The following is a 20,465-nucleotide window of genomic DNA, read 5'->3' as shown; positions in this document are numbered from 1 at the left end:
CTGTTTCCCCGGAGGAACCGTGCGCTCAGCACGCCGGCCCGCTCCCTGTGAGGGCGGGGCGGCCGGTTGGACGGGGCCTCGGCCGCCTGCTTAGGGTCCGGGCATGCCCGAGATAACGCTGACCACCCTTGTCCTCCTGTGCCTGGCCGCGGCGGCGGCCGGCTGGATCGACGCGGTGGTGGGCGGCGGGGGGCTCCTCCTGCTGCCCGCGCTGCTGCTGGGCCTGCCGCACGTCCCGGCGGCCCAGGTGCTCGGGACGAACAAGGCGGTCGCCGTGGTCGGCACCACGGGCGCGGCCGTCACCTACGTCCGCAAGGCTCCCGTCCAGGTCGGCACCGCCGTGCGGATCGGGCTGACGGCGCTGGCCGGGTCGATGACCGGCGCCTTCTTCGCCGCCGGGATCAGCAGCGAGGTGCTGCGCCCGGTGATCATGGTCGTGCTGCTCGGCGTGGCGGCCTTCGTGCTCCTGCGTCCGTCGTTCGGCGCGGCGGTGCCCGGTGCCGGGGAGGGGGGAGAGCTCACCCGGGCCCGCACGGTCACCGCCATCGTGCTGGTCGGCGGGGGAATCGGCTTCTACGACGGGCTGTTCGGTCCCGGCACCGGCACCTTCCTGGTGCTGGCGCTGACCGCGGTGCTCCGCCTCGACCTGGTCACCGCGTCCGCCAACGCCAAGATAGTGAACGTGTGCACCAACGCCGGCGCCCTGGCGATGTTCGCCTACCAGGGCACCGTGCTCTGGCAGCTCGCCGCACTGATGGCCGTGTTCAATCTCGCGGGCGGCATGGCGGGAGCGCACATGGCGCTCCGGAAGGGCAGCGGCTTCGTCCGGGGGGTGCTGCTGGTCGTCGTCCTCTCGCTCGTCGCCAAGCTCGGCTTCGACCAGTGGACCGGCTGATCACCGCACCCCGGTGAGGTGGGCGTACGCCACCACGTTGCCCTGGTAGCCGGTCGTCCGGCTGAAAGCCCCACCGCAGGTGATCAGCCGCAGCGAGGCGTCCGGCGAGGGGCCGTAGACCCGCCGGTCGGGGAAGTCGTCGTTCGCGTACACCTCGACCGCGTCGACGGCGAAGACGGCGGTGCGGCCGTCCCCCCGTCCGATCTCGACGCGGTCGCCCTTCTTCAGGGAGCCGAGGGCGTAGAAGACGGACGGCCCCTGGGCGTTGTCGACATGACCGGCGACGATCGCGGTGCCCTTCGCGCCCGGCGGGGTCCCCTTCGCGAACCAGCCCGCGAGGTTGCGGTCCCGGGCGGGCGGTACCTCCAGGCTGCCGTCCGCACGCAGCCCCAGCCGTGTCATGGGCGCGTCCACGCCGATGCGCGGGATCCGGATGCGGACCGGTTCGGAGCGTGGCAGGGGTGCGGTGGCGGCCACCCGTGGCGGCGGACCGGCGGCGAAGGCCTCGGCCGCGGCCGGCCGCGGCGGGTCGGTGCGGGTGGCCGCTCCGTTCTGGACCAGCCAGAGGCCGCAGAGTGCGGTGATGCCCACCAGCCAGGCCCTGGCCCGCAGGGCCGTCCGTGTCGTCTCGTTCACGGGTGGCGTCCCCGGCGTGCCGCGTCAGCCGTCCTGCGCGCCGTGCGCACGGCGCCGCACCAGGCAGGCGCCGGCGACGGCGGCCGCGCAGAGGACACCGGCCCCGGCGGCGATGCGCGTGGTTCCGGGACCGACGCTGCCGCCGACCCCCGCGCTGACGTGCCCGGAAGGGCGGTCCGGCCATGCCTCGGACGGGGTGGCGGGCTCGGGCCTGACCCCCAGGCCCGGCTCCGGCTCGGTCCCCGTCCCCGTCCCGGTCCCGGGCTCCGGCTTCTTCCCGGCGCCCGGTTCCCGCTCGGCGGGCGCTTTCGGCCAGGCGGAGGAGCCCGCCGAAGAGCCCCCGGAGGACGCCCCGGCAGCCGCCGCCGAGGAGGCGGCCGTCACCTGGAACTCCCCGGACGCCTCGTCGCCGTTGTCGCAGAAGACCCCGACGGCGTACGTCCCCGGTTCGGCCTCCGCCGGCACGGTGAACCGGCCGGTCGCCCCCGCCCCGGACAGGGGCTCCAGCTCGAACTCCCCGGCCTCCAGTTCGGCCGCGTCACCGAACCCCGAGCCGTCGGCGCCGCAGGCGCCGGTGTTCACGGTGACCTGAGCGCCCGGCGGGGCCGTCGCCGGAGCGAACTCCAGCCGCCCGGCGTCGTCGGCGTACGCGGACGGGGCGACGGTGGCGGTGGCGGCGAGACCGAGCACGGCGGCGGTGAGGGCCGCGGCGGCGGTACCGGTCGCGAGGCGGGCAGGGCTGCGCATGGGAGTCCTCCGGGCAGACGGATGTGTCCTGGCTCCGAGGTAACGCCCGGTCCCGGGCCCCCGCCTGCTGACGTACCGTCAGCTTTCACCCGCGCGGGTGCGCGGACCGCACCGGTCCGGCCGCGTCCGGCGCAGGTCGCGGCGGTGACTCCGGCCGCTCGGGGGGCGCGGCGCCGATCGGGTGACCACCGGCGGTGCGGTGTGATGCGCGTCACATGTATGCTCCGGCCCCGGCGGGGCACACGACGGATACCCCCCCACGGGAACGGCACCCCCCCGCCGTCCCCTGGCGACCGCCCTCACCCGCCCTTCCCCCCCGGGCCCGGTGAGGGCGGTGTCGTGCCCGCCGGACCCGGCGCGGACCGTCAGGCCCCGTCCGTGGCCGACCATGTGATGTCCGGCGGGCGCACGCGGGCGCACCGGGGCAGCCCCCTGTCGTCGCTCAGCCTCAGCCGAGCGGTGAGATGGCCGGACCGGGCGGCGGCCTCCAGGACGTCCGGGTCGATGTCGCCGATCATCAGCTTGGCGCGCCGGAACATGGTGAACACACCCGCCTCGTCCACGGTGCCCCAGGAGAGATAGACGAAGTGCCCGCCGAGCCGGTCCTGGATGTACGGGCCGGCGACCCGTGTGCCGTCCGGGCCCGGCGTCGTCGTGCAGTCCAGGGTCCAGGAGGCACGGGGTGCGTCCCCCGGGTGGGGGGTGAGCAGCTCCCCGGGCCGGTCCTTGCGCTGCACACCCACGTGGATGTTGTCGAAACCGGCGAAGTCGGTCCCGGGCCCGCAGGTGCGCCCCGGGAGTTCTGAACCTTCGATGTGGATCTGCATGCGCCCATGCTCCTGTACGGAGTCTCGTTCTCCGGCGCCCGGAACCACGCTGCCCGCCCGGAAGTCCGTGCTTCCCGCGGGGGAGGGGTCAGACGGCGTCCCCGGGAACCTCCTCGTACACCCGTCCCAGCAACTCCATCAGCTCCTCGTCGACCTCGAGGACCGTGTCGTCGATCCGGTGGACGGGCGCGATCCCCTGGGAGTTGGTGACGAATGCCGCCCGGTACGCGCCGAGGCCGTCCAGCGTGACCGGCCGTCGCACCGACGCCCGGTCCGTACGGGCGAGGCCGCGCTCCAGGAGCGCCATCGTGATGCCGGTCAGTGCCGGGGCGTCGGGCCAGACCACCGAAACCTCGTCCAGGAAGCCTATGTTGGTGATGGCGCCCTCGGTCACCACACCGCCGGGCAGGGTCAGCAACGCCTCGTCGAAACCCGCGCGCACGGCCGACCGGCCGTAGTGGACCTGCCCGAACTCGCCCGGGCGCTTGATGTGCGGCACGGCACGGGCGTACGGGACCGACATGAGGGCCTGGGGCGTGGTGGACATCCGCGCGGGCTCCCGCACGGTCACCATGACCGTGGTGGCCGTCCCGCCGGGCGGCATGAACCCGTGCACCCGGACCGAGGCGTCGCGCATCGCCGTGCTGTCGAGGGCGTGCGCGATCAGCTCGCACACCCGGGCCCCGTCCAGCGGCACGCCGAACACCTCCTGGTTCGCGGCGTCCAGTCGGTCCAGGTGCAGGCCGAGGCCCCGCACCGTACGGTCCCTGACCTGCATCGCCGTGAAGTGGCCGTAGCCGCTGAAAGCCGGGATCCGCAGGTCACCGGCAGTCGCGGGACGGCCGTCGAACTCCACGTACGGATCGAAGGGGGCGCGTGTCATGCGCTCCAGGTTAGGGCGTGCCGGTGGGCCCGTACCTCGGCCGCGGCCGAGGCACGGGCATGCGACGCGTCGACGCTTCCCCGACTCCGCGGCGACGCCCGGCCGGCTCGTCCCCGCCCGGGGCCGACAATCGGTGGTGCACGTACCGAGAGGACCGAGGAGACCCGGCATGACCGAGCCCGCATGGCTGACCGTACTGACCACGACGGACAGCGAGGAGAAGGCCCACGCCCTCGCGCGGGACGCGGTGGAGGGCCGGTTCGCCGCCTGCGCCCAGATCTCCGCGCCGGTCCGCTCGGTCTACCGGTGGCAGAACGCGGTCGAGACGAGCCAGGAGTGGCAGGTGCTGTTCAAGACGACGGCACGGCGCTACGACGCACTGGAGGCGCACCTCCTCGCGGCGCACGACTACGACACCCCGGAGATCATCGCGACACCCGTCGTCCGCGGCAGCGCCGGCTACCTCGCCTGGGTCTCGGCGGAGACCGCCCCGCCCCCGGCCCCGTGACCGCCCCGGCAGCGCCGTCACCCGCCTACGCCACCCGCCGCCCGGCGAGCGCGACCACGACCGCGTCGCCCGCGCCCGCTCGCCGTCCCCCCGCTCCCCGCGCATCGGCGGCACCCACGTGCCAGGAGGCGGCCGGCTCAGCCGGCGGCCTCCACCCGCACCGCGCACACCTTGAACTCGGGCATCCGCGAGGTCGGGTCCAGGGCCGGATTGGTCAGGGAGTTGGCCCGTCCCTCGCCCGGCCAGTGGAACGGCATGAAGACGGTGTCCTGCCGGATCGCCACCGTGATCCGGGCCGGCGCCAGCGCGCGCCCCCGCCGTGAAATGACCGCGACCGGGTCGCCCTCGGCCACCCCGATCCGCTCGGCGAGCCGCGGATGCAGCTCGACGAACGGCCCCGGCGCCGCGGCGTTGAGCGCGTCGACCCTGCGCGTCTGCGCCCCCGACTGGTACTGGGACACCACCCGCCCCGTCGTCAGCACCACCGGGTACTCCGCATCGGTCTCCTCCGCCGCGGGCCGGTGCGTCACCGGGACGAACCGGGCCCGCCCGTCGTCCGTCGCGAACCGGTCCAGGAAGAGCCGCGGCGTCCCGGGGTGCTTCGCGTCCGGGCAGGGCCAGAACACCCCGTCCTGTTCCGCGATCCTGGCGTAGGTGATGCCCGCGTAGTCGGCGGGGCCGCCCGCGGACGCCCGCCGCAGCTCGTCGAAGACCTCCTCCGGATCGGCCGGGAAGCCCTTCCCGTGCCCCAGCAGCCCCGCCAGGGCGTTGAGCACCTCCAGATCGCTGCGCACCCCCTCGGGCGCCGTGACCGCACGCTGCCGCAGCAGCACCCGGCCCTCCAGACTGGTCGTCGTCCCGCTCTCCTCCGCCCACTGCGTCACCGGCAGCACCACATCGGCCAGCGCCGCCGTCTCCGACAGCACGACGTCGGCGACCGCGAGGAAGTCCAGCGACCGCAGCCGCTCCTCCACATGACCCGCGTGCGGCGCGGAGACGACCGGATTGGACCCCATCACCAGCAGCGCCCGCACCTCCCGGCCCAGCGCGTCCAGCAGCTCGTACGCGCTGCGCCCCGGTCCCGGCAGCGTGTCGGGGTCCACGCCCCACACCCCGGCCACGTGGCGGCGGGCCGCGGGGTCGGTCAGCCTGCGGTAACCCGGCAGCTGATCGGCCTTCTGGCCGTGCTCCCGGCCGCCCTGGCCGTTGCCCTGGCCCGTCAGGCAGCCGTACCCGGACAGCGGGCGCCCCGCCCGGCCGGTGGCGAGTGCGAAGTTGATCCACGCGCCGACGGTGTCCGTCCCCTTCGCCTGCTGCTCGGGGCCGCGTGCGGTGAGGACCATGCCGCTCTCCGCCCCGCAGAACAGCTCGACGGCCTCGCGCAGTCGGGGAACCGGCACACCGGTGATGCGCTCCACCAGCTCCGGCCAGTGCGCCATCGCGCCCGCCCTGGCCTCGTCCCAGCCGCTCGTGCGGGTACGGACGAAGTCCTCGTCCACCCGCCCGTCCGCCACCACCAGGTGCAGCATGCCGAGCGCGAGCGCCAGATCCGTGCCCGGCCGGGGGGACAGGTGCAGGTCCGCCTGCTCGGCCGTCCGCGTCCGTCGCGGGTCGATGACGACGAGCCGGCCGCCGTTCTCCCGCAGTCCGGTCAGATAGCGCAGGGCCGGCGGCATGGTCTCGGCGAGGTTCGAACCGACCAGGATCACGCACCCGGTCCGGGGGATGTCCTCCAGCGGGAACGGCAGCCCCCGGTCGAGCCCGAACGCCCGCTGGTGCGCGGCGGCCGCCGAGGACATGCAGAAGCGGCCGTTGTAGTCGATCTGCGAGGTGCCGAGCACCACCCGGGCGAACTTGCCGAGCGCGTACGCCTTCTCGTTCGTGAGCCCGCCCCCGCCGAACACGCCCACGGCGTCCGCCCCGTGGCCGTCCCGCGTCCCCCGCAGCCCGTCGGCGATCCGGCCCAGCGCCTCGTCCCAGCCCGCCGGCTCCAGTTCGCCGCCCACCCTGCGGCGTACAAGGGGAGAGGTCAGCCGTACGCCGGCGGCGAGCACAGCGGGCGCGGTGCGGCCCTTACCGCACAGGGCGCCCCGGTTGACGGGGAAGTCGGTGCGCTCCACGACCTCGGCCACCGGTCCGCCGGGGACGGGGCGCAGGATCATCCCGCACTGGAGGGCGCAGTACGGGCAGTGGGTGGGAGTCTCGGTGCGGGCCATGCGCCCAGCGTGCGGGGCGGGTATTACGGGGACCGGTTCCTCCGGTTACGCCCCCGGTACGCGCCCCTCAGCCCGGGCCGCCCGACTCCGTGAGGTCAGGGCCTCCCCGCGCCGGGGGAGCGAGGTACGACGCTCACCGGTCCCGCACCCGCGGGGTGGGAAGGCCGCCGGCCGTCAAGGCGTCCGCCACCCCCGTCTCGCGCGGCCCCAGGAAGCGCGGGTCGGGCCGGAACACGGTGTCCAGGAGCGCCTTGCCCGCCGCCAGCACCTCCCGCGCCCCGCCGTAGTACCAGGTCACATCGTGTACGGCGTCGACCCCCACCCCGTACGCGTCGATCCCCGCGGACCGGCACAGGGCGATCGCCCGCCGGATGTGGAAGCCCTGGCTCACCAGCACCGCCCGGTCGACCCCGAAGATCTTCTTGGCCCGGACGCAGGAGTCCCAGGTGTCGAACCCGGCGTAGTCGCTGACGATCCGGCCGTCGGGGACCCCGTGCGCGGTGAGGTAGGCCCGCATGGCGTCCGGCTCGTCGTACTCCTCGCGGCTGTTGTCCCCGGTGACCAGGACCACCTTCACCTTCCCGGTCCGGTACAGCTCGGCCGCGGCGTCCAGCCGGTGGGCGAGGTAGGGCGACGGCCTGCCCTGCCACAGTCCGGCCCCGAACACCACGGCGACCTGCCGCGCCGGGGCGTCGCCCGTCGTCCGCACCCGGGCGTCGGCCGTGGTGTGCAGCCAGGTGGCGGGCAGCAGGGCGATCACGCAGGCCGCCATCAGTCCCTGCGCCAGCCGCCGCTGCCCACGCCGGGTACGCGGCAGCCGCGGTCGCGGCAGCCCCGCGCGGGCGGGCCTCTTCGGCCGCTCCGGCGCGTGCGGTGCCTTCACCCCCATGCGGCGTCCCCCCTGTCCCTGCCGTCCTGGCCTGTCGTCCGTCGCCCGGAGAGACGAGGGGGAGGCGGAAAAGGTTCGCCGGCCTCCTGGACCGTCCCACCCGACAGCGCCGGGCGGCGCCCCGTGAGGTGGCGGAAAACATCCGTCACCGGTGCGAAACGGCCCGGAAACGTCCACCCTGGCATCCTGGACGTACGGCGGGGACGGCACGGGAACAGCCTCGAGCGTCCCCCGGCAGCCCGGCGCACCTCCTGCCCGTACCACCGCCCAGCCCGGACACCGGCTCGGCCTCGTCTCCCGGAACGGAACCCGCAGCCCATGCACCGCACCCGGCACGTCACCCGGTCCTCCGCCCCCACCCTGGTCGCCGTCGCGCACGGCAGCCGGGACCCGCAGGCCCTGCGCACCGTCCTGGAGCTCCTGGACCTCGTACGGGAGCTGCGCCCCGGGCTCGACGTCCGTCCGGGGCACATCGAGCTGAACGAGCCCCTCCTTCCGGCGACCCTGGCCCGTATCGGCACCGGCGATGCCGTGCTCGTACCGCTGCTGCTCGGCCGGGGGCACCACGTCCGGCACGACCTGCCCCGCGCGGCGGCCGAGGCCGGCGCCCTGCGGACCCGCATCGCCGCGCCACTCGGCCCGCACCCGCTGCTGATCGAGACCCTCCACGAGCGGCTGGTCGAGGCCGGCTGGCGGTCCGAGGACGGGGAGAGCCGCAGTGCGGCCGTCGTGCTCGCCGCCGCCGGGTCACGCGACCCCGACTCGGCCGCCGACGCCCGCCGGACCGCCCGCATGCTCGGCGACCGGCTCGGCGGGGTGCCCGTCCTGCCGGCGTACGCCTCCGCCGCCACGCCCACCGTGCCGGCCGCCGTGCGCGCCCTCGCGGCACGGGGCCGCCACCGGGTCGCCGTCGCCTCGTACTTCACCGCACCGGGACGCTTCGCGACCGCCGCGGCCGCCGCCGCCCCCGGCGTCGCCGCCGCACCGCTCGGCGCGCACCCGGCGATGGCGCGGCTCCTGCTGCACCGCTACGACCAGGCACTGACCGGCGCCACCCACCCGCGCGGCGCCCTGACCCGCCCGCACCTCCTGGCCACCGCCTGACCCCCACCGCCGCGGGCAGGCCGCTACTGTCGGGAACATGGACGGTACGCACGCCCCCCGGGACGCACAGGAGTACGGCACCTCGCCCTACGGCAAGGGCGACACCGAGCGCTGGGACACCGAGCCCGACAAACGGCCGGGCCGTACCGCCTTCCAGCGCGACCGGGCGCGCGTGCTGCACTCCGCCGCCCTGCGCAGGCTCGCCGGGAAGACCCAGGTGGTCACGCCCGGCACCCGCGGCCTGGCCTGGGACGCCAGCCCCCGCACACGGCTCACGCACTCCCTGGAGTGCGCCCAGGTCGGCCGGGAGCTGGGGGCCGCGCTCGGCTGCGACCCCGACCTCGTCGAGACGGCCTGCCTCGCCCACGACCTGGGCCACCCGCCCTTCGGGCACAACGGCGAACAGGCGCTCAACGACTTCGCGTCGGACTGCGGCGGCTTCGAGGGCAACGCCCAGTCGCTGCGCCTGCTGACCCGGCTCGAGCCCAAGCGTTTCGTACGCGACCCGCGCAGCGGCGACCTCGTCAGCGTCGGGCTCAACCTGACCCGTGCCGCCCTGGACGCCGCCACCAAGTACCCCTGGCCCCGGGGCGCCCACCCGACCGACCCGGGCTCACCGAAGTTCGGGGTGTACGAGGACGACCTGCCGGTCTTCGACTGGGCCCGCAGCGGTGCGCCCGGCAACCGCACGTGCTTCGAGGCCCAGGTCATGGACTGGTCCGACGACGTCGCCTACTCCGTGCACGACTTCGAGGACGGACTGCACGCCGGGCACATCGACCCGGACCGCCTTTTCGCCGAGCCCGAGCGCGCGGAGATCTGGGAGGTCGCCATCGGGCGGTACGTCCCGGTGGACACCGACCCGCAGGAGCTCGCCGACGCCCTCGACCGGCTCGTCGCCCAGGAGTGGTGGCCGCACGGCTACGACGGCTCCGCGGTCGCCCAGGCACGCCTGAAGGACGCGACGAGCCAGCTCATCGGCCGGTTCTGCCTCGCCGCCGAGGCCGCCACCCACGCGGTGTACGGCCCCGGCCGCCTCGGCAGGTACGGCGCCGAGCTCGTCGTCCCGGCCGAGGCCCGCAACGAGTGCGCCGTGCTCAAGGCGGTCGCCGACCGTTACGTCATGCAGCGCGCCGAGCAGGAGGCCATCCGCGCCGACCAGCGCATCGTGATCGCCGAACTCGCCGCCGCGCTCACCGCCCGCGCGCCCGAGGGCCTGGAGCCCCAGTTCCGGGCCCTCTTCGAGGCGGCGACCGACGACCGGGCCCGCAAGCGGGTCCTCGTCGACCAGATCGCCGCGCTCACCGACGCATCCGCACGCACCCTGCACGGAACACTCACCGGCGTTCGGCAGACTGGGTCCTGACCGGGCCGCACGCCCAACGGGGTGCGACCCGGCCGTGGCACACCCTCTTTCGCCATCACGCTGCGTGCGGGACGCTCGCAGGTGGCGGCGCAGCGCAGCACAGCACCGAGGAGGCACCAAGTGGTCGACGCACATCGCACGTTCGTCATCGTCGGCGGGGGACTGGCCGGAGCGAAGGCGGCCGAGACGCTCCGGGCGGAGGGTTTCAGTGGCCGGGTGATCCTGATCGGCGACGAGCGTGACCATCCGTACGAACGGCCTCCCCTCTCCAAGGGGTACCTGGCGGGCACGGCGGAACGGGACAGCGTCTTCGTCCACGAGACGGCCTGGTACGCCGGGGCCGACATCGAACTGCACCTCGGGCAGGTCGTCACGTCCATCGACCGGGCCGGCCGGTCCGTGCAGCTCGGCGACAACACCGTCGTCCACTACGACAAGCTGCTGCTCGCGACCGGCGCCGAGCCGCGCCGCCTCGACATCCCCGGCACCGACCTGGCCGGGGTGCACCACCTGCGCCGCCTCGCCCACGCCGACCGGCTGCGCAACGTGCTGGCCTCGCTCGGCCGCGACAACGGCCACCTGGTCATCGCCGGAGGCGGCTGGATCGGCCTGGAGGTCGCCGCCGCCGCCCGCGGCTACGGTGCCGAGGTCACGATCGTCGAACCCTCCCCGACCCCGCTGCACCACGTCATCGGCCCGGAGGTCGGCCAGATCTTCACCGATCTGCACACCGAGCACGGCGTCCGCTTCCACTTCGGCGCCCGCCTGACCGAGATCACCGGGCAGGACGGCCTCGTCCTCGCCGCCCGCACTGACGACGGTGAGGAGCACCCCGCGCACGACGTGCTCGCCGCGATCGGCGCGGCACCGCGCACCGCCCTCGCCGAGGCCGCCGGACTGGAGACGGCCGACCGTGCGCACGGCGGCGGCGTCGCCGTCGACGCCTCCCTGCGCACCTCCGACCCGCACATCTACGCCGCCGGGGACATCGCCTCCGTCGACCACCCGCTGTTCGGGACCCGGCTGCGCGTGGAGCACTGGGCGAACGCCCTGAACAGCGGCCCCGCCGCCGCGCGGGCCATGCTCGGCCTGGACGTGTCGTACGACCGGGTGCCGTACTTCTTCTCCGACCAGTACGACCTCGGCCTGGAGTACTCCGGCTGGGCGCCGCCCGGCTCGTACGACCAGGTCGTCATCCGCGGGGACGCCGGCAAGCGGGAGTTCATCGCGTTCTGGCTGAAGGACCGCCGGGTGCTCGCCGGGATGAACGTCAACGTGTGGGACGTCACCGACACCGTCCAAGGGCTGGTCCGGGCCGGCCGGCCGGTCGACCCGGACGCGCTGGGGGACCCGTCGGTGCCGCTGGAATCCCTTCTCTGACCCGGCCACGCCGCCCCTCACGCCCTCTCCGCGGTTCCGCCGCGGCCTCCCGCCACCCCTCGGACCGGCCGGCATCCCCGGTGCCCGCCCCGCCGCCGGCCGGTCCCGGATGTCCGACCCCACCCGTAGACTTCACCCGTGGCAGGCAGGATCAACGACGACGACGTGAAGGCGGTCCGGGACGCGGTCCCGATCGACGCCGTGGTGTCCGAGTACCTCCAGCTGCGCAACGCCGGCGGCGGAAACCTCAAGGGCCTGTGCCCCTTCCACGACGAGAAGTCCCCCTCCTTCCAGGTGAGCCCGGGCAAGGGGCTCTTCCACTGCTTCGGCTGCCAGGAGGGCGGCGACACGATCGCCTTCGTGATGAAGATCGACCATCTCACCTTCTCCGAGACGGTCGAGCGCCTCGCCGCCAAGGCGGGCATCACCCTGCGGTACGAGGAGGGCGGTTACAACCCCTCCCACCAGCGCGGCGAACGCATCCGGCTGATCGAGGCGCACAAGGCGGCCGCCGACTTCTACCGCGACCAGCTGAACGGCCCCGAGGCGGAGATCGGCCGCAGGTTCCTCGCCGAGCGCGGCTTCGACCAGGACGCGGCAGCCCACTTCGGCGTCGGTTACAGCCCCGCCGGCTGGGACCACCTGACCCGCTACCTCCGCGGCAAGGGCTTCAGCGACAAGGAGCTCATCGGCTCCGGCCTCTCCCAGGACGGCCGCCGCGGTCCCATCGACCGCTTCCGCGGCCGGCTGATGTGGCCGATCAGCGACACCTCGGGCGAGATCGTCGGCTTCGGCGCCCGCAAGCTCCGTGACGACGACAACGGCCCGAAGTACCTCAACACCCCCGAGACGTCGATCTACAAGAAGTCCCAGGTGCTGTACGGCATCGACCTGGCCAAGAAGGACATCGCCAAGGCCAGCCGGGCCGTCGTCGTCGAGGGCTACACCGACGTCATGGCCTGTCACCTGGCCGGGGTCACCACGGCCATCGCCACCTGCGGCACCGCGTTCGGCAACGACCACATCAAGATCCTGCGCCGGCTCCTGATGGACAACGGCAGCGCCCGCGTCATCTTCACCTTCGACGGGGACGCGGCCGGCCAGAAGGCCGCCCTGCGCGCCTTCGAGGACGACCAGAAGTTCGCCGCCGAGACGTACATCGCGATCGCCCCGGACAACATGGACCCGTGCGACCTGCGCCTCGCCAAGGGCGACGACGCCGTCCGCGACCTGGTGGAACCCCGCACCCCGCTCTTCGAGTTCGCCCTCCGCCAGATCGTCGGCCGGTACGACCTGGAGACCCCGGCGGGCCGGGCCGCGGCGCTCGACGAGGCGGCGCCGGTCGTCGCCCGTATCAAGAACAGCTCCTCGCAGCACGAGGTCGCCGTCCAGCTGGCCGGGCTGCTGGGCATCCTCGACACCCAGTTCGTCGTCAAGCGGGTCGGCCAGCTCGCCCGCTGGGCCCGCGACCGGGGCGAGCGCGGCCCGTCCCAGGGCGGCCCCCCGCGGGGCGGCCCTCCGCAGCACCAGGTCCAGGCCCCGAAGGCACCGTCGGGGCCGGCGCTCAACCTCCGCAGCCCCGCCCACCGCACCGAGCGCGAGCTGCTCAAGCTCGCCCTGCAGAAGCCCGCCCTGGTCTCCCCGGCCTTCGACGCCTACGGCGCCGACGAGTTCACCGCCCCGCCGTACGCGGCGGTGCGCCAGTGCATCGCCGAGGCCGGCGGCGCCGAGCAGGGCATGACCGAGACCCGCGACTACCTCGCGAGCGTGCTGGACGCGGCACCCCACGACACCGTGCGCAACCTCGTCACGGAGCTCGCCGTCGAGGTGTTCCACGGCAAGACCATCGACGAGACGTACGCGGGCATGCAGCTCGTCCAGGTCCGCCTGCGCGCCGTCGACCGGCGGATCAACGACGTCCAGGGAAGCCTCGCCCGCCTCGGGAGCAACGTGGCCCCCGAACACCTGGCCGCCGCGCAGAACGAGGTCTGGGTCCTCCAGCAGTACGCCCAGTCGCTGCGGAGCCACGGCGCCGCCGCGCTCTGAGCATCAGCCCGTCCCGCCCCGCTGTCCACGCCGAACCATGGACGGCGCCCCGCCCTCTGCGTATCGGCGCCACGCCTCCCCTGCGCTCCGCGCACCGGGACCCGGCTCGGTACCGCCCCCGGACCACCAAGCGCCCCGCCCCAGGCCCTCTGCGTATCAGCGCCACGTATCCCCCTGGGCTCCACGCACCACGACCCGGCTCCGTACCGCCCCCGACCACCGGCGCCCCACCCCGGCGCGGCCCGTCAGCGCCACCGCCCCTGCGGGGGCCACCGTGCGCCGGGCCTTCGCCCGGTACTGCGTACCGCCCCCCGACCGCCACGCGCGCACACCCCGTTCCCGCGCCCCGGCCCCCGCCTCGCCCCGGCCTCGACCCACCGGCGCTCCACCCCACCGGCTCCGCGCTCCGGTCACCGGCGCCGCCCATGAGCGCCCCGTTGCGCGCCGGGCGCAAAAAGTCACCGCACGCCCCTCGTGGCGGCGATGTGTCGTACCCCACACTGGGGTCCGGTGCCTGACTCATCGGAGCGCGGCCGGCTCGCCCCGGGCCTCCATCCCCCGCGACCCGGCAGCGATCACCTGGAGGTCGCCCCGTGCAGACCCGGACCGTGACGCCCACGACCGAGCACGTCCCGGCGATTCCCGCGCAGAACCGGGTCACCCTCCACCCGGAGACGGCCGGCCCGACCGACGCGGTGCCGGAGGAACCGATCCGCGAGGAACCGGTCCTGGAGGAACCGGTGGACCACCCCGAGCCGGCCGGGGCGAGGAGCCGTCCGGAAGCCGGCGGCCCCTCCTCCGACCTCCTCCGCCAGTACCTGCGGGAGATCGGCAGGATCCCGCTGCTCACCGCCGCGGAGGAGGTCGACCTCGCCCGGTGCGTGGAGGCCGGGCTGTTCGCGGAGGAACGCCTCGCCGGCACACCCGACCCGGACTCCCGGCTCGCGGTCGACCTCGACCGGCTCGTCGTCATGGGCCGGATGGCGAAGCGCCGTCTCATCGAGGCCAACCTCCGCCTCGTGGTCTCCGTCGCCAAGCGGTACGTCGGCCGCGGGCTGACCATGCTGGACCTCGTCCAGGAGGGCAACCTCGGCCTGATCAGGGCGGTCGAGAAGTTCGACTACGCCCGGGGCTACAAGTTCTCCACGTACGCGACCTGGTGGATCCGCCAGGCCATGTCCCGGGCCCTCGCCGACCAGGCGCGGACCATCCGGGTGCCGGTCCACGTCGTCGAGCTGATCAACCGCGTCGTCCGCGCCCAGCGCCGCATGCTGCAGGAACGCGGCTACGAGCCGACCGCCGAGGAGGTCGCCGCGCAGCTCGGCCTGACGCCCGAACGCGTGGGCGAGATCCTGCGCCTCGCCCAGGAACCCGTCTCGCTGCACGCGCCCGTCGGCGCGGAGGACGACGTCGCCTTCGGCGACCTCATCGAGGACGGCGACGCCGCCTCACCCGTCGAATCCGCGGCCTTCCTCCTGCTCCGCGAACACCTGGACACGGTGCTCTCGACCCTCGGCGAACGCGAGCGGAAGGTCGTCCAGCTGCGCTACGGCCTGGACGACGGGCGGCCCCGCACCCTGGAGGAGATCGGCCGGATCTTCGGCGTGACACGCGAACGCATCCGCCAGATCGAGTCCAGGACCCTCGCCAAGCTGCGGGACCACGCCTTCGCCGACCAGCTCCGCGGCTACCTCGACTGACGCGGGGGCACCCTCAGTCGACCGCAGCCGGCGCCTGCGCGAACTGTGCCGCGTACAGCCGGGCGTAGGCGCCCTCCGCCGCCAGCAGCTCGTCGTGCGTGCCCTGTTCGACGATCGACCCGTCCTCCATGACCAGGATCACGTCGGCGTCCCTGATCGTCGAGAGCCGGTGCGCGATCACGAAGCTCGTACGGCCGTGCGCCAGGCGCGCCATCGCCTTCTGGATGAGCACCTCCGTACGGGTGTCCACCGAGCTGGTGGCCTCGTCGAGCACCAGGATCACCGGGTCGGACAGGAACGCCCGCGCGATGGTGATCAGCTGCTTCTCGCCCGCGCTGACCCCCGATCCCTCGTCGTCGATCACCGTGTCGTAGCCGTCGGGCAGGGTACGCACGAAGCGGTCGGCGTGGGCCGCCCGGGCCGCCTCCTCGATCTCCTCCCGGGTGACCTCGCGCGAGGCGCCGTAGGCGATGTTCTCCGCTATCGTCCCGCCGAACAGCCAGGTGTCCTGCAGCACCATCCCTATGCCCGAGCGCAGTTCGTCACGTGACATCTTCGCCACGTCCACGCCGTCCAGGGTGATCCGGCCACCCGTGACCTCGTAGAACCGCATCAGCAGATTGACCAGCGTGGTCTTGCCGGCCCCGGTCGGGCCGACGATGGCGACGGTGTGGCCGGGCTCCACGTTCAGTGACAGGTCCTCGATCAGCGGCTTCTCCGGGTCGTACCGGAAGGCCACCTTCTCCAGCGACACGCTGCCGCGCAGCGCCTTCGGCCGCTCGGCGGCCTCGGGATCGGGCGACTGCTCCTCGGCGTCCAGCAGTTCGAAGACCCGCTCGGCCGAGGCGACGCCCGACTGCAGCAGGTTCGCCATCGACGCGACCTGCGTCAGCGGCATCGAGAACTGCCGCGAGTACTGGATGAACGCCTGCACGTCACCGATCGACAGCGCGCCCGAGGCCACCCGCAGACCGCCGACGACCGCGACCAGCACGTAGTTCAGGTTCGACACGAACATCATCAGCGGCTGCATGATCCCGCTGTTGAACTGGGCCTTGAAACCTGCCTCGTACAGCGCTTCGTTCTGCTCGGCGAAGTCCCTCGCGGACTCCTCCTGACGGCCGAAGACCTTCACCAGGGTGTGGCCGGTGTACATCTCCTCGATGTGGGCGTTGAGCCGCCCCGTCACCTTCCACTGCGCCACGAACTGCGGCTGCGACCGCTTGCCGACCCGTGCGGCGACGAGCACCGACAGCGGGATCGTGACGAGCGCGACCAGGGCGAGCAGCGGCGAGATCCAGAACATCATGATCAGTACGCCGATGATGGTCAGCACCGAGTTGATGAGCTGACCCATCGTCTGCTGCATCGTCTGCGAGATGTTGTCGATGTCGTTCGTGGCCCGGCTCAGCACCTCGCCGCGCTTCTGCCGGTCGAAGTAGGAGAGCGGGAGCCGCGACAGCTTGGTCTGGATGTCCTCACGCAGCTGGAAGACGACCCGGTTGATCACCCGGATCGACAGCCGGGTCGACACCAGCATCAGCAGCCCCGCCCCGACGTACACCAGCAGCGCCGCCAGCAGGACCTTGCCCACCGCGTCGAAGTCGATGCCCGCACCGGGGGTGAAGTCCACCCCGGACAGCATGTCGGCGAGCCCGCCGTCGCCCCGGTCCCGCAGGCCCTCGACGGCCTGTTCCTTCGTCGTCCCCGCCGGCATCTGCCGCCCGACGACCCCCGCGAAGATGAGGTCGGTCGCCCCGCCGAGGATCTTCGGCCCGACCACCGAGAGCGCCACGCTCAGCGTTCCGGCGCCCAGCATCAGGTACAGCGAGGACTTCTCCTTGCTGAACCGGCCCAGCAGCCGCTTCCCCGACCCCTTGAAGTCCGCGGACCGCTCGGTGGGTCCTCCGGCCATCATCCGTCCGCCCGGCCCTGCCATCAGGCGGCCTCCGCTTCCGTCAGCTGGGAGAGCACGATCTCCCGATAGGTTTCGTTGCCGTCCATCAGCTCGTGGTGGCTGCCCGACCCGACGACCCGGCCCTCGTCCAGCACCAGGATCCGGTCGGCGTCACGGATCGTGGACACCCGCTGCGCCACGATCACGACGGTCGCCTCCGAGGTCTCCCGCGCCAGGGCGCCGCGCAGCGCGGCGTCCGTGGCGTAGTCCAGGGCCGAGAACGAGTCGTCGAAGAGGTAGATCTCGGGCCGCTGCACCAGCGTCCTCGCGATCGCGAGCCGCTGCCGCTGCCCGCCGGACACGTTCGTCCCGCCCTGGGCTATCGGTGCGTCCAGGCCGTGCTCCAGCGCCGCCACGAAGTCCTTGGCCTGGGCCACCTCCAGGGCGTGCCAGAGCTCCTCGTCGGTGGCGTCGGGATTCCCGTAGCGCAGATTCGTCGCGACCGTACCGGAGAACAGGTACGGCTTCTGCGGGACCAGGCTCACGGTCCGCGCCAGCAGGACCGGATCCAGGGTCCGCACGTCCACCCCGTCCACCAGCACCGCGCCGTCCGTCGCGTCGAACAGCCGCGCCACGAGGCCGAGCAGCGTCGACTTCCCGCTGCCCGTCGACCCGATGATCGCCGTGGTCTCGCCGGGCCGCGCCGTGAGGCCGACCGCCCGCAGGACGGGCTCCTCGGCGCCCGGGTAGCGGAACTCGGCGTCGCGTATCTCCAGATGCCCGCGCTCGGTCAGCTCCCTGACCGGGGAGACCGGCGGCACCACGCTCGACTCGGTCTCCAGGACCTCCTGGATCCGCTCGGCGCACACCTCGGCGCGCGGCACCATCATGAACATGAAGGTGGCCATCATCACCGACATGACGATCTGCATCAGATACGCGAGGAACGCGGTCAGCGCGCCGATCTGCATCCCGCCGCTGTCGATGCGGTGCGCCCCGAACCAGACGACGGCGATGGAGGACAGGTTCACCACCGTCATCACCGTCGGGAACATCAGCGCCATCAGTCGTCCCGTCGACACGGCGACATCCGTCAACTCCGTGTTGGCGGCCCGGAAACGCTTCACCTCGTAGTCGTCACGGACGAAGGCGCGGATGACGCGGTTACCGGTGATCTGTTCGCGCAGCACCCGGTTCACGGTGTCCAGCCGCGTCTGCATCGTGCGGAACAGGGGCCGCATCCGACGGACGATGAGACTCACCGCGATACCCAGGACGGGAATCACGCCCAGCAGCACCGCGGACAGCGGGACGTCCTGGCCCAGCGCCATGATGACGCCGCCCACGCACATGATGGGCGCCGACACCATCAGCGTGAACGCCATCAGGACCAGCATCTGGACCTGCTGGACGTCATTGGTCGTACGGGTGATCAGCGAGGGTGCCCCGAACCGTCCGAGCTCGCGGGCGGAGAACGACTGCACCCGGTCGAAGACCGACGCCCGCACGTCGCGGCCCAGCGCCGAGGCGGTCCGGGCGCCGTAGTACACGGCGCCGACGTTGCAGAGGACCTGGACGACGCTGACGGCGATCATCACGCCGCCGAACTCCAGGATGTAACCGGTGTCACCCTTCACGACACCGTTGTCGATGATGTCGGCGTTGAGGCTGGGCAGATAGAGCGTGGCACAGGTCTGCAGGAGCTGGAGCAGCACCAGCAGCACGATGGGTTTCTTGTACGGTCCCAGATAGGTCCGCAGGATTTTTATGAGCACGCGGGTCTCTCGGAGTCGGCGGAGGGCAGAAGCCGGACCATCCTCCGGCACCCCGCACCCCGACGGCCAACGCTTTTCCCCAAACCCGGGTCAAAACCCGGGCCGCGCCCAGCCCTTTCAGTCCGTGCCGAACGCCCCCGGGTGGAGCTGGTCACGGGTGGCCCCGTACTGCTGCCGCACCGCCCGGCCCACAGCGGCCTCCTCGCCCGGCTCCAGGACCTGCGTCGCGGCACCCTGCCAGGCCGGGGGAGTCCGCGGATCGAGCGTTCCCTGCGCGACCCCGAGCGCCCACGCCGCCTGCCGGGCCGCGCCCTGCGCGGCGTACTGGGCGGGCTGCGGCACGACGGCCTGCGTACCGAACACCGCGGGCGCCAGAGCCTGTACGGCGGGCAGTTCGGCCGCCGCGCCCAGCAGGAACACCCGCCGCACCTCCACACCCCGGCCGCGCAGCACGTCCAGCGCGTCGGCCAGCGAACACAGCATGCCCTCGAACGCCGCCCGGGCCAGGTGCTCGGGCTTCATCGACTCGCGCCGCAGCCCGGTCAGCGTCCCCGCCGTGTGCGGCAGACGCGGGGTGCGCTCGCCCTCCAGGTACGGGAGGAACACGAGCCCGGAGGAGCCCGGGGTCGACTCGAGCGCCAGCGCGGACAGCTCGTCCAGGCCCGCCACACCCAGCATCTCGGCCGTGCCGCGCAGCACGCGCACGGCGTTCGACGTGTGGACGACCGGGAGGTGCATCCCGGTCGCGTCCGCGAACGAGGTGATCATCCCGCTGGGATCGGCCAGCGCCTCGTGGTGCACGGCCATGACGGAACCGGACGCGCCCAGTGACACCACGGCGTCCCCGACGGCGACCCCCAGCCCGAAGGCCGCGGCCATCGTCTCGCCGGTCCCGGCCGAGATCAGCAGCCCCTCCGGCGTCGTACCGGCGGTGTCGGCCGGGCCGAGCACCTCCGGCAGCGCCGCCGGGTGGCCGAGCGCGAGCTCCACGAGGTCGGGCCGGTAGGAGCCGGACCGCGCCGACCAGTAGCCCGTACCGGAAGCGGCACCGCGGTCGGTCGTCCGGCGGGCGGGCCGGCCCAGCAGCTGCCACACCAGCCAGTCGTGCGGCTGCAGGACGGCGGCGACACGCTGCGCGTTCTCGGGTTCCGTACGGGCCAGCCAGCGCAGCTTCGCCACGGGCTGCGCCGCCTGCGGTACGGCCCCGACGGCCTCCGCCCAGGCCTGCCGTCCGCCCAGCCCGTCGACCAGGTCGGCCGCGGCGACCTGCGCCCGCCGGTCGTTGCCGAGCAGCGCGGGCCGTACGAGATTGCCCTGGTGGTCCAGCGGCACCAGGCCGTGCTGCTGCGCGGACACCCCGATGGCCTGTACGCCTTCGAGCAGCCCGCCGGAGGCCGCCTCACCGAGTGAGAGCAGCCATGCCTGCGGGTCCACCTCCGAGGCCTTGGCCTCGACGGGATGTGCGGCGTACCCCTGCCGCAGCACCGCACCGGTGTCCGTGTCGCAGACGACGATGTGCGTGTAGGCGGAAGAACTGTCCAAGCCGGCGACTATGCCCATACACAGAATTCTGCCGCACCGCCGGACCGTTCCGTG

General features: G+C 73.4%; 16 protein-coding genes. 7 read left to right on the top strand and 9 right to left on the bottom strand.

Features of this window, described 5'->3' with window-relative positions:
- The first annotated feature begins 103 nt into the window (after window positions 1-103).
- Window positions 104-895, top strand: a complete 792-nt coding sequence (locus BA175_RS19455) for a sulfite exporter TauE/SafE family protein (RefSeq protein WP_069172710.1) — start codon at window positions 104-106, stop codon at window positions 893-895.
- Here BA175_RS19455 and BA175_RS19450 read toward each other — a convergent pair whose 3' ends face one another.
- The 4 genes from BA175_RS19450 to BA175_RS19435 all read right to left on the bottom strand — a co-directional run bounded on the left by BA175_RS19450 (window position 896) and on the right by BA175_RS19435 (window position 3,988).
- Window positions 896-1,531 carry a class F sortase gene (locus BA175_RS19450; protein ID WP_069172709.1) on the bottom strand — a complete coding sequence of 212 codons (636 nt, stop codon included), beginning with the start codon at window positions 1,529-1,531 and terminating at the stop codon, window positions 896-898.
- Between the two features lie 24 nt (window positions 1,532-1,555).
- On the bottom strand, window positions 1,556-2,278 hold the full coding sequence (locus tag BA175_RS19445; RefSeq protein WP_069172708.1) for a hypothetical protein: 723 nt from the start codon (window positions 2,276-2,278) through the stop codon (window positions 1,556-1,558).
- A 365-nt stretch (window positions 2,279-2,643) separates the two neighbouring features.
- Complete coding sequence (locus tag BA175_RS19440; RefSeq protein ID WP_069172707.1) at window positions 2,644-3,105, bottom strand: DUF5990 family protein; 462 nt, start codon at window positions 3,103-3,105, stop codon at window positions 2,644-2,646.
- A gap of 88 nt (window positions 3,106-3,193) precedes the next feature.
- Window positions 3,194-3,988 (bottom strand): aminotransferase class IV family protein, encoded by a 795-nt coding sequence (locus tag BA175_RS19435; protein WP_069172706.1) that lies wholly within the window; start codon window positions 3,986-3,988, stop codon window positions 3,194-3,196.
- Window positions 3,989-4,157: 169 nt separating this feature from the next.
- Between BA175_RS19435 and cutA the strand changes: the two genes are divergently transcribed.
- Window positions 4,158-4,496 carry a divalent-cation tolerance protein CutA gene (gene cutA, locus BA175_RS19430; RefSeq protein WP_069172705.1) on the top strand — a complete coding sequence of 113 codons (339 nt, stop codon included), beginning with the start codon at window positions 4,158-4,160 and terminating at the stop codon, window positions 4,494-4,496.
- 137 nt (window positions 4,497-4,633) lie between these two features.
- On the opposite strand, the gene BA175_RS19425 is transcribed toward cutA, so the two are convergent.
- Together BA175_RS19425 and BA175_RS19420 are read right to left on the bottom strand one after the other, a co-directional pair.
- Complete coding sequence (locus tag BA175_RS19425) at window positions 4,634-6,712, bottom strand: molybdopterin oxidoreductase family protein (RefSeq protein ID WP_069172704.1); 2,079 nt, start codon at window positions 6,710-6,712, stop codon at window positions 4,634-4,636.
- Window positions 6,713-6,845: 133 nt separating this feature from the next.
- Entirely contained in the window at window positions 6,846-7,601 is a 756-nt protein-coding gene (locus tag BA175_RS19420; protein WP_069172703.1) for a SanA/YdcF family protein, read from the bottom strand.
- 318 nt (window positions 7,602-7,919) lie between these two features.
- Between BA175_RS19420 and BA175_RS19415 the strand changes: the two genes are divergently transcribed.
- From BA175_RS19415 to BA175_RS19395, 5 genes are all read left to right on the top strand, one after another.
- Window positions 7,920-8,705, top strand: a complete 786-nt coding sequence (locus BA175_RS19415) for a sirohydrochlorin chelatase (protein ID WP_069172702.1) — start codon at window positions 7,920-7,922, stop codon at window positions 8,703-8,705.
- 37 nt (window positions 8,706-8,742) lie between these two features.
- Complete coding sequence (locus tag BA175_RS19410; RefSeq protein WP_069172701.1) at window positions 8,743-10,071, top strand: deoxyguanosinetriphosphate triphosphohydrolase; 1,329 nt, start codon at window positions 8,743-8,745, stop codon at window positions 10,069-10,071.
- Window positions 10,072-10,191: 120 nt separating this feature from the next.
- Window positions 10,192-11,451 (top strand): NAD(P)/FAD-dependent oxidoreductase, encoded by a 1,260-nt coding sequence (locus tag BA175_RS19405; RefSeq protein ID WP_069172700.1) that lies wholly within the window; start codon window positions 10,192-10,194, stop codon window positions 11,449-11,451.
- A 138-nt stretch (window positions 11,452-11,589) separates the two neighbouring features.
- A complete protein-coding gene (gene dnaG / locus BA175_RS19400) occupies window positions 11,590-13,497 on the top strand; it encodes a DNA primase (protein WP_069172699.1) in 1,908 nt (635 codons plus the stop codon).
- A gap of 593 nt (window positions 13,498-14,090) precedes the next feature.
- Window positions 14,091-15,197: an RNA polymerase sigma factor gene (locus BA175_RS19395; RefSeq protein ID WP_069172698.1), complete on the top strand. Its 1,107-nt coding sequence runs from the start codon at window positions 14,091-14,093 to the stop codon at window positions 15,195-15,197.
- 13 nt (window positions 15,198-15,210) lie between these two features.
- Here the strand turns inward: BA175_RS19395 and BA175_RS19390 are convergent, their stop codons facing one another.
- The 3 genes from BA175_RS19390 to BA175_RS19380 form a co-directional block, all read right to left on the bottom strand.
- Window positions 15,211-17,136, bottom strand: a complete 1,926-nt coding sequence (locus BA175_RS19390) for an ABC transporter ATP-binding protein (protein WP_069172697.1) — start codon at window positions 17,134-17,136, stop codon at window positions 15,211-15,213.
- Window positions 17,136-18,869, bottom strand: a complete 1,734-nt coding sequence (locus BA175_RS19385; protein ID WP_069172696.1) for an ABC transporter ATP-binding protein — start codon at window positions 18,867-18,869, stop codon at window positions 17,136-17,138. The genes BA175_RS19390 and BA175_RS19385 overlap by 1 nt, the downstream gene beginning before the upstream one ends.
- A gap of 117 nt (window positions 18,870-18,986) precedes the next feature.
- The gene (locus BA175_RS19380; protein WP_069172695.1) at window positions 18,987-20,429 is read right to left on the bottom strand and encodes an FGGY family carbohydrate kinase; all 1,443 of its coding nucleotides are present in this window, start codon (window positions 20,427-20,429) and stop codon (window positions 18,987-18,989) included.
- Window positions 20,430-20,465 lie beyond the last annotated feature (36 nt).

Source organism: Streptomyces griseus (assembly GCF_001715295.1).
Classification (GTDB): Bacteria; Actinomycetota; Actinomycetes; order Streptomycetales; family Streptomycetaceae; genus Streptomyces; species Streptomyces griseus_G.
Note: the sequence above shows the minus strand (reverse complement) of the source record. Positions and strands in the feature narration are given on the sequence as shown.